Here is a 12,259-nt window from a genome sequence, read left to right on the forward strand (position 1 = left end):
GTCACGGGCTCCCGGCGTGGCGATAGCCGTCGCGGAACTGGTTGGGCACCAAGGGCTTCACGTCGGTCTGCTGGACGTGGCAGGCGGTGCAGAAATAGCGCCGCGGCGTCACGTCGGTCAGCACCTGCCCGTCGCGGTCCATGAAATGGGTGACGCTGATCATGGGCGCGCCCGAGCCTTCGGTGAATTGCGGCTTGTGGCAGTCCATGCAGCGGTTGGTGTTCACGCTCAGCTGATAGCCGTCGATCGAATGCGGGATCACCGGCGGCTGTTCGGGATAGTTGCGCATCCGGCGCACGTCGTCGGTGATCGGCCGGCCCAGGGGCGGGATCTGGCCTTCGGACATCGGCTCGGCCCAGCCGGTCAGGGGCGGCACGATCTGTACCGCCGGCTCGTCCTGCGGCAGCGCGGCACCGACAAGGGCGAACAGCAGCATCCCGGCCATGGCGGCGGGCCGGATCAGACGGAAAGGATCTTGACCGCGCATTTCTTGAAATCCGTCTGTTTGGAAATGGGATCGGTGGCGTCCAGCGTCACCTTGTTGATTAGCTGGCTGGCATCGAACCAGGGCACGAAGATCACCCCGCGCGGCATCCGGTTCCTGCCGCGCGTCTCGACGCGCGAACGGATCTCGCCGCGGCGCGAGACGATGCGCACCTCGGCCCCCTGGTTCAGGCCCATGTCGCGGGCATCCTCGGGGTTCATGAAGCAGCGCGCGCCGGGAAAGGCCCGGTAAAGCTCGGGCACGCGCATGGTCATCGAGCCGGAATGCCAATGCTCCAGCACCCGGCCCGTCACCAGCCAGATGTCGTATTCCTCGTCCGGGGGCTCGGCCGGCGGCTCGTAGGGCACGGCAATGATCCTGGCCTTGCCGTCGGGGTTGCCATAAAACTGCACGCCCGCGCCCGGCTCGACATAGGGGTCGAGCCCCTCGCGATAGCGCCAGAGCGTCTCCTTGCCGTCCACCACCGGCCAGCGCAGGCCCCGCACCTCGTGATAGGTGTCATAGGGGGCAAGGTCGTGGCCATGGCCGCGGCCGAAGGCGGCATATTCCTCGAACAGGCCCTTCTGGACGTAGAAGCCGAAATCGTTCGATTCCTGGTTGGCGTAGTCGGGGCTCAGCCCGGAGATGTCGAAGCGGTCCACGCTGCCGTTGCGGAACAGCACGTCGAACAGGCTCTGCCCGCGATAGTTGGGATTGGCGGCCAGGATCTCCTCGGGCCAGACCTCGTCGGTGGTGAAGCGCTTGGAAAACTCCATCATCTGCCACAGGTCCGAGCGCGCCTCGCCCGGCGCTTCGACCAGCTGGTGCCAGACATGGGTGCGGCGCTCGGCATTGCCATAGGCACCCTCCTTCTCGACCCACATGGCGGCGGGCAGGATCAGGTCGGCGGCCATCGCCGTCACCGTGGGATAGGCGTCCGAGACGACGATGAAGTTGTCCGGGTTGCGATAGCCCGGCCAGGTCTCGTTGCTGTTGTTGGGCGCGGCCTGCAGGTTGTTGTTCACCTGCACCCAGTAGAAGTTCAGCGTGCCGTCGTGCAGCGCGCGGTCCTGCGCCACCGCGTGCAGCCCCGGCTTTTCCGGGATCACGCCATGGGGGAGGCGCCAGATTTCCTCGGCATGCTTGCGGTGTTCGGGATTGGTCACGGTCATGTCGGCGGGCAGGCGATGGGCGAACGTGCCCACCTCGCGCGCCGTGCCGCAGGCCGATGGCTGGCCAGTCAGCGAGAACGGGCTGTTGCCGGGTTCCGAGATCTTTCCGGTCAGCAGGTGGATGTTATAGACCATCTGGTTGGCCCAGACGCCGCGCACATGCTGGTTGAAGCCCATGGTCCAGAGCGACATGACCTTGCGGTCGGGATCGGCGTAAAGCTCGGCCAGCTGTTCCAGGAAGCCCGGTTCGACGCCGCTGAGTTCCGAGACCTTCTCCAGCGTGTATTCGCTGACCAGTTCGGCGAAGGCCTCGAAGGTCGAGGGGGTGGTCGCCGCCGGATCCTCGGCCGTGCGCGCGGCCATCTCGCGCGGGTCGTCCTCGCGCAGGCCATAGCCGATGCCGGTCGCGCCGGCGACGAAGGTGGTGTGGCGATCCACGAAATCGCGGTTCACCCGGCCGGTCTGGATGATGTGATTGGCGATATAGTTCAGGATCGCCAGGTCCGTGCCGGGCTTGAAGACGATGGGAATGTCGGCCAGGTCCGAGCTGCGATGGGTAAAGGTGGACAGCACCGCCACCTTGACATGCGGGTGCCCCAGCCGGCGGTCCGCGACCCGCGTCCACAGGATCGGGTGCATCTCGGCCATGTTCGAGCCCCAGAGGACAAAGGCGTCCGCCGCCTCGAAATCGTCATAGCAGCCCATCGGCTCGTCCATGCCGAAGGTGCGCATGAAGGCATAGGCGGCCGAGGCCATGCAATGCCGGGCGTTGGGGTCGAGGTTGTTCGACCGGAACCCCGCCCGCATCAGCTTGGTCGCGGCATAGCCCTCGAAGATGGTCCACTGGCCGGAACCGAACATGCCGACGGCGGTCGGCCCCTTGTCCTTCAGCACCCGCTTGGCCTGCGCGGCCATGGTGTCGAAGGCTTCCTCCCAGCTGACCGGGGTGAATTCGCCGTCCTTGGCATAGACGCCGTCCTTCTTGCGCAGCAGGGGCTGGGTCAGCCGGTCCTGGCCATACATGATCTTGGACAGGAAATAGCCCTTGACGCAGTTCAGGCCGCGGTTCACCTCGGCCAGAAGGTCGCCATGGGTGGCGACCACGCGGCCTTCCTTGACGCCCACCATGACGCCGCAGCCGGTGCCGCAAAAGCGGCAGGGCGCCTTGGACCAGGTGATCTGCAAGGATTCGACGCCGCCGGGCACGGGCTGGGCCTGCGAAGCCAGCGGGATATTGGCGGCCATGGCGGCGATCCCCGCCGCCTGCGCCTTGAGCAGATCGCGTCGCGAGAGGGTCATGCCATTGCCTCCGTCTCGTCGGCGGGCAGGATCTGTTCAAAGACCAGGTTTGCCGAGAACACGCCCTCCATGACCGAGATCTCGGCCATGCGGCTGCCGATCTCGCCCACCGAGGCGCCTTCCAGCACCAGCACGATCTTGGCGTCCTTGACGGCATGGACCTCGGTCCCCGGCAGGGCGGCAAGGCGCCGGGCCAGGTCGGCCGCGCCCTCGGCCCGGGCCGTGACGATGGCGCTGGAGATGTGGAGGAACCGCGCTTCCGTGCCGCTGTCCTGCTTCAGCTTTCCGGTCAGAATGTCGCGTCGCTGGATGGGGGTCCTGTCTGGCTCGCGCATGGCCGCTCTCTAATGTATGGGTCCGGGGGGTCCGAAAATGAGCTGCCACATCCAGACCAGGAAGCCGTAGCCGCCGACGATCGCGACCGACAGGATCGGCCAGATCACCACGGCCAAGATCAGGAATGCGATGATTTCATCCCGCTTCCGGTGCTTGGGACGATCGGTTTCTGTTGCGGAATCGATCATTTCTGGGCAACCCGTGCGTCAAAACGCCTCAGTTCAATCTTCCACGGAACTGTGAAGGATCGAAGAAGGTTCCCAGCAAAATTCGCCCCGGCGCGGCATCCCGCCGGCCAGGCGATCTATGCCCGGCTGAAGCCGGGTGCTATGCCGCGCTTGAAAAGGCTTGCTTTTCAGCAAGATGGCCGGGGCTTGCGGCGTGGCCCCGGTCGCGGCCTCAAAGACCGTAAAGCGCCCCGGCCAGGGTCAGGCCGATCACCAGCATAGACGCGACCAGCCCGGCGACGCCCGGCGAGTCGGACTTCTGCATCACTCGATTCCTGCGCATGGCGTCCCCCGGCCAATGACATTCGTTATGCATGGTCAAACACAACGAGCCGCAGGTCAAGCCGGAATCGGCCCTTGCGGGCCGACTGCGACATGAGGGCGCTAACGGGCGAAGCCGCTGACCCGCGGCAGCCAGGTGGACAGGGCGGGCACGAAGGTCAGGATCAGCAGCGCCGCAAGGGCCGCCAGGAAAAAGGGCGGCAATTCGCGGATCAGCGCCGAGGGCTTCTGCTTGGTCGCCGAGGCCACGACGAAGATCAGCCCGCCGACCGGCGGCGTCATCAGGCCAAAGGTCAGGTTCACGATGACGATGATGGCGAAATGATCCGCCGCGATGCCCAGGTTGTGGGCGATGGGCGCCAGGATCGGCACCAGGATCATCACCCCCGGCAGCGGGTCCATGAACATGCCGAAACCCAGCAGCAGCAGGTTCACCATCAAGAGGAAGGCGATGGGCGACAGGTCCATGGCGATCACCGCATCGGCCATGGCCTGCGGCACGCCCTCGATGATCAGCACCCAGGCAAAGGCGCGGGCGGCGGCCAGGATCATCAGCACCGCCACCGACATGATGGCCGAGCGCAGGAACGCCCCCCACAGGTCCGCCAGCGTGAAGCCGCGATAGACGAAGGCGCTGGTCAGGATGGCATAGAACACCGCCACGACCGAGGCCTCGGTGGGGGTAAAGACCCCGCCGCGGATGCCGCCGACGATCAGCACGATCAACAGCAGGGCGGGCAGGGCGGCGAAGCTGTTGCGGACCATCTGGCCCACCGGCGGGCGCGGCTCCAGGCTGCGATAGTTGCGCTTGCGGCTGATCCACCAGTTCACCGCCGCCAGCAGCGCCGCGATCAGGATGCCGGGCAGGATCCCGGCCATGAACAGTGAGCCGACCGAGGTGTTGCGGTCCTGCAGCGCATAGATGATCATGGTGATCGAGGGCGGGATGATCGGGTCGATCACCGCCACGGAAATCGTCAGCGCGCCGGCATAGGCCTTGGAATAGCCGCTGCGCTCCATCATCCGCGCCATCATCGCGCCCGGCCCCGCCGCCGAGGCCAGCGCCGAGCCGGAAATCCCCGCAAACAGCGTCCCGGTCAGCACGTTGGCATAGCCCAGCCCGCCGCGCAGGTGGCCCACGAATTGCGAGGCGAAGCGTAGCAGCATGCGCGAGATCGCCCCGGTGGACATGATCTCGGCCGCCAGGATGAAGAAGGGCACGGCCAGCAGCGGAAAGCTGTCGAGGCCGGTGAACATCTCTTTCACCACCACGACCAGCGGATAGCGGCCGGACAGGCCCACCGCCGCAAAGGCCGCCATCGCCAGCGCGAAGGCGATGGGCACCCCCATGACCATCAGGATCAGGAAGGCGGCGATCAGGATCTCAACCAAGGGGGGCCTCGTCGGAATGCTGCAGGCCGGCGCGCAGGTATTGCGGCGCGATCAGCGCAAGATGGACGATCATCAGCGCGAAACCGGCGGGCATCGCGGCATAGATCCATTTCATCGGTACCTGGAGCGCCGCCGAGCGCTGGATCGACATGCGGTTCATGTAGTCGATGCCGACCCAGACCATGAAGCCGAAAAAGGCGAACAGGACCAGCAGGATCGCCAGGCGCAGGATGCGCTGGCCCCTGCCGGGCAACGCGTCCTGGGCATTGGTGATGGCGGCATGGGCGCCATGGCGCAAGGCCAGCCCGCTGCCCAGGAAGGTCAGCCAGATCATCGAGTAACGCGCCACCTCGTCGGCCCAGGTCAGCGAATTGCCGGTCACGTAGCGGCCGGCGACGTTCCAGCCGACGATGACCGACATCGCCGCCAGCCCCAGCACGAGGATGGCGCCGTTCAGCGTGACGAAGGCGCGTTCGATCCGGCGCATCGGGGCTTACTCGACCGCCTGGATGCGGTCCATCAGCTCCTTGCCGAACTGGGCCTCATATTGCTGGTAGGGCCCGGCCAGCGCATCGCGGAAGGCGGCCTTCTGCTCGGGGGAAAGCTCGTTCACCTGCATCCCGGCATCCTTCATCGAGGCGACGCCCGAGGCATCGACCTCGTCGACATAGGCGCGCATCGCGACGACCGCGTCCTTGGCCGCCTTGTCGAAGGCCGCCTTCTGCGCATCGTCCAGCCCGTTCCACAGCGAGGGCGAGACCAGGATGATGGTCGAGGAATAGACGTGCCCGTCCAGCGTCAGGTATTTCTGCACCTCGTTCAGCTTGGCCGAGACGATGACCGAAAGCGGGTTTTCCTGCCCGTCGATGGCGCCCTGCTCCAGCGCGCCGATCACCTCGGGCCAGGCCATGGGGGTGGGGGCGGCGCCAAGGGCGCGGAAGGCCTCGATATGCACCGGGTTTTCCATGGTGCGGATCTTCAGCCCGTTCAGGTCGGCCGGCGCCTCGACCGCGCCGCGATTGCTGGTGATGTGGCGGAAGCCCTGCTCGCCCCAGGCCAGCGCATGCAGGCCCGCGGGCTCGAACTTGGCCAGCATCTCTTGCCCGATCTCGCCGTCCAGCACCTTGCGGGCATGGTCCTTGTCGCGCAGCAGGAAGGGCACGCCCAGCACGCCGACCTCGGGGACGAAATTGGTCAGCGTCCCGTCCGAGGCGATGGTCATCTCGACGGTGCCGAGCTGCAGCCCCTCGAGCACCTCGCGCTCGCCGCCCAGGCCCGACGAGGGGAAGTGGCGGAAGGTGAACTGGTCGCCCAGGCTTTCCTTGAGCGAGGCTTCGAAGGCCTTGGCGCCGGCGCCGTAATGGCTGTCCTCGGCCAGGGCATAGCCGATCTTGATTTCCTGCGCGAACGAAGGCGCGGCGACGGCGGCGCAGAGAAGCGCCGCGGCAAAGACGTGTTTCATGCTGAATCCCTTCCGCTGTCCGGCAGGGATTTAGCGCCACATGGCGACAATGTGCAATCCCGCTGCCGGCCCCTGGGCGCGCGGGCGGGGTTCAGGCCCGGTTGCGATCGGCCTCGGCCAGGGCGCGGACCACCTCTTCGTCGCTGGTCTGCTCGAAGTCGCGATAATGCAGGCCGACGGCCTGGAACGGCTCGGGCGTGCGCAGGCAGACCACCTCGTCGGCATCGGCGCGGATCTTCTCCAGCACGTCGGGCGGGGCGACGGGGACGGCGACGATCACCCTGGCCGCGCCCGACCGCGCCAGCGCCTTCAGGGCGATGCGCATGGTGGCGCCGGTAGCGATGCCGTCGTCGACCACGATCACCGTCCGGCCCCAGGTATCGGGTGCCGGCCGGCCGCCGCGATAGGCCTGGCGCCGGCGCTCGATCTCGCGCAGCTGCCGGGCCTTTTCGGCGGCGATGTGATCGGGCGTCGCCCCGGTCGCGGCGACGAGATGGTCGTCCAGCAGCAGTTGCGGCGGCGCGCCGTCCACGATGGCGCCGATGGCCAGTTCGGGATGCGCGGGCGCCCTGAGCTTGCGCACCAGCATCACGTCCAGCGGCGCGTCCAGCACCCTGGCCACCTCGAGCCCGACCGGAACCCCGCCGCGCGGCAGCGCCAGGACCAGCAGCGGCTGGCCCTTGTGACCGGACAATGCGGCGCCAAGCTGCCTGCCGGCATCCGTGCGATCTGCGAACATCCCGCCCCTTCCTTTCTTGTTCGTTTTCCGCGAACCGAACACCCGCCGCCGGGGAATGTTCCCGCGCCCCGGAAACCTGCCCCCAAAAACGCGCCCCGAAAACGCGCCCCCGAAACGCGCCCGGAAAATGGCTGCGCCTGCCGGGCGGCTGCGCACGGTTCCGCCGAAGGCGGCCAGGGCGGCAGATGCCGATGGACGCTGGGGCCGGGACGTATTAGGAAGATGGCCCAGGGAACGGGCCGGCCAAGCCCGTCCGAATACGAAGAACAGAGCGGGACCGAGCAGACAGATGCAATCCGGCAAGAGCGCGGCGCAGACCGTGGCGACCGTGAAGCCTTTACAGATCCGCGGCCGCACCTTCACGGCCATCGCGCTGCATCTGAGCGGCCGGCCGGACCGTGCCTTCTTCGAGGCGCTGGAGGCGCGGCTGAACCAGACGCCGCTGTTTTTCGACAATGCGCCGCTGGTCATCGACCTGGAGCAGGCCGAGGGGCTGGACCGCGCCCAGGACCTGCTGCACCTGACCGCCGAGCTGCGCCGGCGCAAGCTGTCGGTCTTCGGCATCCAGAGCGGCACGCCCGCGCAGGCGCAGGCCGCGGCCGAGGCCGGGCTGATCTCGTTGCCCGGCGGGCGCGACGCGGCGCTGGAGCGCGTCTCGCGCCAGGGCAGCCGCCCCGAACCGGCCCCCGCGCCGGCGCCGAAAGAACCGGCGAACCGCCTGATCGCGCAGCCGGTGCGCTCGGGCCAGACCGTCTTTGCCGATCGCGGCGACCTGATCGTCGTCGGCTCGGTCAGTTCCGGGGCCGAGGTGATCGCCGCCGGCAACATCCACATCTATGGCCGCCTGCGCGGCCGCGCGCTGGCCGGCGTCAACGGCGACGATTCGGCGCGCATCTTCTGCCATGCGCTCGATGCCGAGCTGCTGGCCATCGCCGGGCTTTATCGCACCAGCGAGAACCTGGGGGCCGACACGCCGCGGCATTACGTGCAGGTCTATCTTCAGGGCGAGGTGCTGCGCATCGAGTCCCTCAAATAACCCATGAGAAAGGAAACGCTCGTGAGCAAGGTTATCGTAGTCACATCCGGCAAGGGCGGCGTCGGCAAGACGACCTCCTCTGCCGCCATCGGCGCGGGGCTCGCCATGCGCGGCCACAAGACGGCCGTGATCGACTTCGACGTGGGCCTGCGCAACCTGGACATGATCATGGGCTGCGAACGCCGCGTGGTCTTCGACTTCATCAACGTCATCCAGGGCGACGCCAAGCTGAAGCAGGCGCTGATCAAGGACCGCCGGCTCGAGAACCTGTATGTCCTGCCGACCTCGCAGACCCGCGACAAGGATGCGCTGACCAAGGAAGGCGTCAAGAAGGTTCTGGACGAGCTGCGCGAAGAGTTCGACTATATCGTCTGCGACAGCCCGGCGGGGATCGAGCGCGGCGCGCATCTGGCGATGTATTACGCCGACGAGGCCGTGGTGGTGACGAACCCCGAGGTCTCGTCCGTGCGCGACAGCGACCGGGTGCTGGGCCTGCTGAACTCCAAGACGGCGCTGGCGGAAAAGGGCGACGGCAGCGCGGTCAAGGCGCAGCTGCTGCTGACCCGCTTCGACCAGACCCGCTCGGCCAACGGCGACATGATGAGCGTCGAGGACGTGCTGGAAATCCTGGCCATCCCGCTGCTGGGCATCATCCCGGAAAGCACCTCGGTCCTGAAGGCCTCGAACGAGGGCACGCCGGTCTCGCTGGACGAGAAGTCGCCGGCGGGCAAGGCCTATATCGACGCCGTCGGCCGGCTGGTCGGCGAGCAGATCGAGATGCGGGTGAACCCCGGCGACCAGCGCCGCGGCTTCTTCCAGAGGCTTCTGGGACGGACGGCCTGACATGTTCGGTTTCTCATTCCGTCAGCGAAAGCCCAGTTCGGCGCAAACCGCCAAGGAGCGCCTGCAAATCCTGCTAGCGCATGAGCGTTCCAGCGGGGGAACCAGCCCGGACTTTCTGCCGTTGTTGCAGCGCGACATCCTCGAGGTGGTGCGCCGGCACATGGAAATCGACGGCGATGCGGTCGACATCAAGCTGGAGCGCAGCGACGACCTGTCCAGCCTGGAGATCAATATCGAGCTGCCCAACGCCAACCCGGTGAAGGCGCGGCCCGCCAGCTGAGGCAGGCCGACAGGCCCCGCCCGCCAGGGGCGGGGCGCGTCGTGGTCACAGCGCGCCCTTCTCCATTTCGGCGGCGATATGCTCCGCCTGCCGAATCGCCAGCGCGACGATGGTCAGCGTCGGGTTCTCGGCCGCCGAGGTGGTGAAGACCGAACCGTCCGAGACGAACAGGTTCGGGATGTCATGCGCCTGGCCCCATTTGTTCACAACGCCGTCGCGCGGGTTTTCCGACATGCGGTTGGTGCCCAGGTTATGCGTGGACGGGTAGGGCGGCGTCGGCAGGATCCGCGTCGCGCCTGCGGCGCGATAGATCCGCTCGCCCACGCCATAGGCATGGTTGCGCATGGCGATGTCGTTGGGGTGGTCGTCGTAATGCACGTTCGGCACCGGCAGGCCGAAGCGGTCCTTTTCGCTGCGGTTCAGGGTGATGCGGTTGGTTTCCTGCGGCAGATCCTCGCCCACGATCCACATGCCGGCCATGTTCTCGTAGCTGTCCATCGCCGAGGTGAACTCGCGCCCCCAGCCGCCGGGGTCCATGAAGGCCGCCATGAAGGGGATGCCGAGGGCCAGCGTCTCCAGCTCATAGCCGCCGACGAAGCCGCGGGCGGGGTCGTGATGCGCCTCGTCCTGGACGATGCCGGCCATGGTGGTGCCGCGCCACATTCGCACCGGGCGTTCGAAGATCGCATAGACCGAGCCGGTGGTGTGGCGCATGTAGTTGCGCCCGACCTGGCCCGAACTGTTCGCGAGCCCGTCCGGGAAGCGTTCCGAGGCCGAGGCCAGCAGCAGCCGCGGGCTTTCGATCGAGTTGCCGGCGACGGCGACGATGCGGGCGCGCTGGAACTGCTCGGCCCCGTCCTTGTCGATATAGCGCACGCCGGTGATCTTGCCGTCCTCGTCATGTTCGATCCGGGTGGCGTGGCTATGGTCGCGGACTTCCAGGTTGCCGGTCGCTTCGCCGCGCGGGATGTCGGTATAGGCCGCCGACCATTTGGCGCCCCATTTGCAGCCCTGGAAGCAGAATCCGGTCTGCTGGCAGGCCATGCGGTCGTCGTTGTCGACCGAGTTGATCGCCATGCGTCCGGTCGAGACCTTGCTGTAGCCCATTGCCTTGGCGCCCTTTTCCAGCACCAGGTAGTTGTTGTTCCCCGGCAGGCCGGGCAGGTCGTTGGTGCGGGTGACGCCCAGCTTCTTCTCGGCCAGGTCGTAATATGGCTCCAGTTCGGCCAGCGTGATCGGCCAGTCCAGCAGGCTGGCGCCGTCCACCGCGCCATAGGTGCTGGCCGCCTTGAACTCGTGTTCCTGGAAGCGCAGCGAGGCGCCGGCCCAGTGGATCGAGGTGCCGCCCACCGCCTTGACGATCCAGGCCGGCAGGTTGGCAAAGTCCCGCGCCACCCGCCAGTCGCCCGAGGTGGTGCGCATGTCGCCCCAGCTCAGCTGCGCGAAACTGTCCCATTCGTCGTTGATGTAATCCTCGGGCAGGTAGCGGCCGCCCGCCTCCAGCGCCACGACCTTGACGCCCCTTTGCGCCAGTTCGTTGGCCAGCACGCCGCCGCCCGACCCGGTGCCGACCACGACCACGACCGAGGCATCGTCATGCCCGAATTTCGCAATATTGTCAGCCATGTCCGCCTCCCTCACAGCCAGTCGATGTCGTTGAAGCCGCGCTCGATATAGCCGCCCTGCGAAAAGCTTTCGCCCTCGTAGCCAAAGACCGGCCAGACCTCCTTCTGGTTGTAGAGCCCGGTCACGAGCCCCGCGCGCACGGTCTGGAAGAAGGGCGTATGCTCGATCATGCGCAGCATGGCGACGCGGTCCTTTTCCCAGCCCGCGGCCAGGTAGCCGTCGAAGCCCTGCGCCTGGGCGACAAGGTTCAGCCCGGCCACGCCCTCTTCGATCATCTGCGCCTGCTCGGCATCGTCATGCGCCTTGACGGCGATGGCATAGAAGCGGTCGGCGATGCGGTCATGCGGATAGATGTCGCGCGCCATCTGGATCAGCACCGCCATGGTCTCGGGCTTCAGGGCGGCGGTCTCGACCGCCCAGGCCGCGTCGCGGGCGGCGACGAAGCCCGAGCCGACCACGAAGGTCGCCCCCGCCGCCATGGCGCGCGCCAGCAGGCCGCGCCGGGTCAGCCCCCTGACATCGCTGCCAGAGGGGGATTTGTGGATGACAGTCATGTACTCCTCCCTGAGTTGGTTGGCCCGCCCCTCCCGGCGGGCTGCCTGCCTAGAGGTAGCGGCCCCCGCGTTGCAGCACCTCGATCTCGTAGCCGTCCGGGTCCTGGATGAAGAAGAAGCGGGCGATCACCGTGCCGCCGGGGGCGAAATCGACTAGCTTGCGCGGGGCAAGGCCCAGATCGGTCAGCCGCCGGTGTTCGGCCGCGACATCCTCGACCGAGACGGCCAGGTGGCCGTAGCCGTTGCCCAGGTCATAGGCTTCCTCGCGGCCCTTGTTGATGGTCAGCTCCAGCTCGAAGCTGCTTTCGGCATTGGCCAGGTAGACCAGGGTGAAGCTGTCGAAATCCAGCCGCTCGACCGGCTCCAGGCCGAAGGCCGCCCTGTAGAAGGCCAGCGAGCGCGCCTCGTCCGTCACGCGGATCATCGAATGAATCATCTTGGCCATGCGGGCTTTCCTTTCCGATCTTTGCACCAGTATCGGAAGGACGCCGGCCCCGCGGGTAGCATCATGCTACCACGCTGCGGAT

At 67.1% G+C, this 12,259-nt stretch carries 14 protein-coding genes; 3 read left to right on the plus strand and 11 right to left on the minus strand.

Going from position 1 to position 12,259, the window contains the following annotated elements; genetic code table 11:
• Window position 1 precedes the first annotated feature (1 nt).
• From KF941_RS27420 to KF941_RS27455, 8 genes are all read right to left on the minus strand, one after another.
• Window positions 2-487 carry a nitrate reductase cytochrome c-type subunit gene (locus tag KF941_RS27420; RefSeq protein WP_140848507.1) on the minus strand — a complete coding sequence of 162 codons (486 nt, stop codon included), beginning with the start codon at window positions 485-487 and terminating at the stop codon, window positions 2-4.
• Window positions 460-2,955, minus strand: coding sequence for a periplasmic nitrate reductase subunit alpha (gene napA / locus KF941_RS27425; RefSeq protein WP_214275204.1), 2,496 nt, complete (start codon window positions 2,953-2,955; stop codon window positions 460-462). Before napA ends, KF941_RS27420 begins: the two co-directional genes overlap by 28 nt.
• The gene (locus tag KF941_RS27430; protein ID WP_214275205.1) at window positions 2,952-3,290 is read right to left on the minus strand and encodes a chaperone NapD; all 339 of its coding nucleotides are present in this window, start codon (window positions 3,288-3,290) and stop codon (window positions 2,952-2,954) included. Before KF941_RS27430 ends, napA begins: the two co-directional genes overlap by 4 nt.
• Before the next feature lie 9 nt (window positions 3,291-3,299).
• On the minus strand, window positions 3,300-3,479 hold the full coding sequence (napE, locus tag KF941_RS27435; protein WP_036759931.1) for a periplasmic nitrate reductase, NapE protein: 180 nt from the start codon (window positions 3,477-3,479) through the stop codon (window positions 3,300-3,302).
• Window positions 3,480-3,902: 423 nt separating this feature from the next.
• The gene (locus tag KF941_RS27440; protein WP_036759933.1) at window positions 3,903-5,192 is read right to left on the minus strand and encodes a TRAP transporter large permease; all 1,290 of its coding nucleotides are present in this window, start codon (window positions 5,190-5,192) and stop codon (window positions 3,903-3,905) included.
• Window positions 5,185-5,679, minus strand: a complete 495-nt coding sequence (locus tag KF941_RS27445; RefSeq protein ID WP_036759936.1) for a TRAP transporter small permease — start codon at window positions 5,677-5,679, stop codon at window positions 5,185-5,187. Before KF941_RS27445 ends, KF941_RS27440 begins: the two co-directional genes overlap by 8 nt.
• Before the next feature lie 6 nt (window positions 5,680-5,685).
• Window positions 5,686-6,654 (minus strand): TRAP transporter substrate-binding protein, encoded by a 969-nt coding sequence (locus tag KF941_RS27450; protein ID WP_072464071.1) that lies wholly within the window; start codon window positions 6,652-6,654, stop codon window positions 5,686-5,688.
• 91 nt (window positions 6,655-6,745) lie between these two features.
• Window positions 6,746-7,393: a phosphoribosyltransferase gene (locus KF941_RS27455; RefSeq protein ID WP_036759940.1), complete on the minus strand. Its 648-nt coding sequence runs from the start codon at window positions 7,391-7,393 to the stop codon at window positions 6,746-6,748.
• Window positions 7,394-7,682: 289 nt separating this feature from the next.
• Between KF941_RS27455 and minC the strand changes: the two genes are divergently transcribed.
• Genes minC through minE form a run of 3 tightly spaced genes read left to right on the plus strand, consistent with a single transcriptional unit; the run spans window position 7,683 to window position 9,552 of the window.
• Window positions 7,683-8,429, plus strand: a complete 747-nt coding sequence (gene minC / locus KF941_RS27460; protein WP_036759941.1) for a septum site-determining protein MinC — start codon at window positions 7,683-7,685, stop codon at window positions 8,427-8,429.
• Between the two features lie 21 nt (window positions 8,430-8,450).
• Window positions 8,451-9,272: a septum site-determining protein MinD gene (gene minD / locus KF941_RS27465; RefSeq protein WP_083539308.1), complete on the plus strand. Its 822-nt coding sequence runs from the start codon at window positions 8,451-8,453 to the stop codon at window positions 9,270-9,272.
• Window position 9,273: 1 nt separating this feature from the next.
• On the plus strand, window positions 9,274-9,552 hold the full coding sequence (minE, locus tag KF941_RS27470) for a cell division topological specificity factor MinE (RefSeq protein ID WP_214275206.1): 279 nt from the start codon (window positions 9,274-9,276) through the stop codon (window positions 9,550-9,552).
• Between the two features lie 45 nt (window positions 9,553-9,597).
• Here minE and KF941_RS27475 read toward each other — a convergent pair whose 3' ends face one another.
• Genes KF941_RS27475 through KF941_RS27485 form a run of 3 tightly spaced genes read right to left on the minus strand, consistent with a single transcriptional unit; the run spans window position 9,598 to window position 12,177 of the window.
• Window positions 9,598-11,178, minus strand: a complete 1,581-nt coding sequence (locus KF941_RS27475; protein WP_036759947.1) for a GMC family oxidoreductase — start codon at window positions 11,176-11,178, stop codon at window positions 9,598-9,600.
• Window positions 11,179-11,189: 11 nt separating this feature from the next.
• Complete coding sequence (locus KF941_RS27480) at window positions 11,190-11,732, minus strand: Twin-arginine translocation pathway signal (RefSeq protein ID WP_072464073.1); 543 nt, start codon at window positions 11,730-11,732, stop codon at window positions 11,190-11,192.
• Between the two features lie 49 nt (window positions 11,733-11,781).
• Window positions 11,782-12,177, minus strand: a complete 396-nt coding sequence (locus KF941_RS27485) for a VOC family protein (RefSeq protein ID WP_214275207.1) — start codon at window positions 12,175-12,177, stop codon at window positions 11,782-11,784.
• Window positions 12,178-12,259: the final 82 nt, after the last annotated feature.

The organism is Paracoccus sp. pheM1 (genome assembly GCF_018499825.1).
GTDB lineage: Bacteria > Pseudomonadota > Alphaproteobacteria > Rhodobacterales > Rhodobacteraceae > Paracoccus > Paracoccus versutus.

What these genes read in the sequence shown, in the direction of transcription:
- KF941_RS27455 (WP_036759940.1), bottom strand. Translation starts at nt 7,393, where the DNA reads ATGTTCGCAGATCGCACGGATGCCGGCAGGCAGCTTGGCGCCGCATTG.
- minE (WP_214275206.1), top strand. Translation starts at nt 9,274, where the DNA reads ATGTTCGGTTTCTCATTCCGTCAGCGAAAGCCCAGTTCGGCGCAAACC.
- KF941_RS27445 (WP_036759936.1), bottom strand. Translation starts at nt 5,679, where the DNA reads ATGCGCCGGATCGAACGCGCCTTCGTCACGCTGAACGGCGCCATCCTC.
- KF941_RS27430 (WP_214275205.1), bottom strand. Translation starts at nt 3,290, where the DNA reads ATGCGCGAGCCAGACAGGACCCCCATCCAGCGACGCGACATTCTGACC.
- KF941_RS27485 (WP_214275207.1), bottom strand. Translation starts at nt 12,177, where the DNA reads ATGGCCAAGATGATTCATTCGATGATCCGCGTGACGGACGAGGCGCGC.
- napA (WP_214275204.1), bottom strand. Translation starts at nt 2,955, where the DNA reads ATGACCCTCTCGCGACGCGATCTGCTCAAGGCGCAGGCGGCGGGGATC.
- KF941_RS27475 (WP_036759947.1), bottom strand. Translation starts at nt 11,178, where the DNA reads ATGGCTGACAATATTGCGAAATTCGGGCATGACGATGCCTCGGTCGTG.
- KF941_RS27480 (WP_072464073.1), bottom strand. Translation starts at nt 11,732, where the DNA reads ATGACTGTCATCCACAAATCCCCCTCTGGCAGCGATGTCAGGGGGCTG.
- napE (WP_036759931.1), bottom strand. Translation starts at nt 3,479, where the DNA reads ATGATCGATTCCGCAACAGAAACCGATCGTCCCAAGCACCGGAAGCGG.
- KF941_RS27420 (WP_140848507.1), bottom strand. Translation starts at nt 487, where the DNA reads ATGCGCGGTCAAGATCCTTTCCGTCTGATCCGGCCCGCCGCCATGGCC.
- KF941_RS27450 (WP_072464071.1), bottom strand. Translation starts at nt 6,654, where the DNA reads ATGAAACACGTCTTTGCCGCGGCGCTTCTCTGCGCCGCCGTCGCCGCG.
- minC (WP_036759941.1), top strand. Translation starts at nt 7,683, where the DNA reads ATGCAATCCGGCAAGAGCGCGGCGCAGACCGTGGCGACCGTGAAGCCT.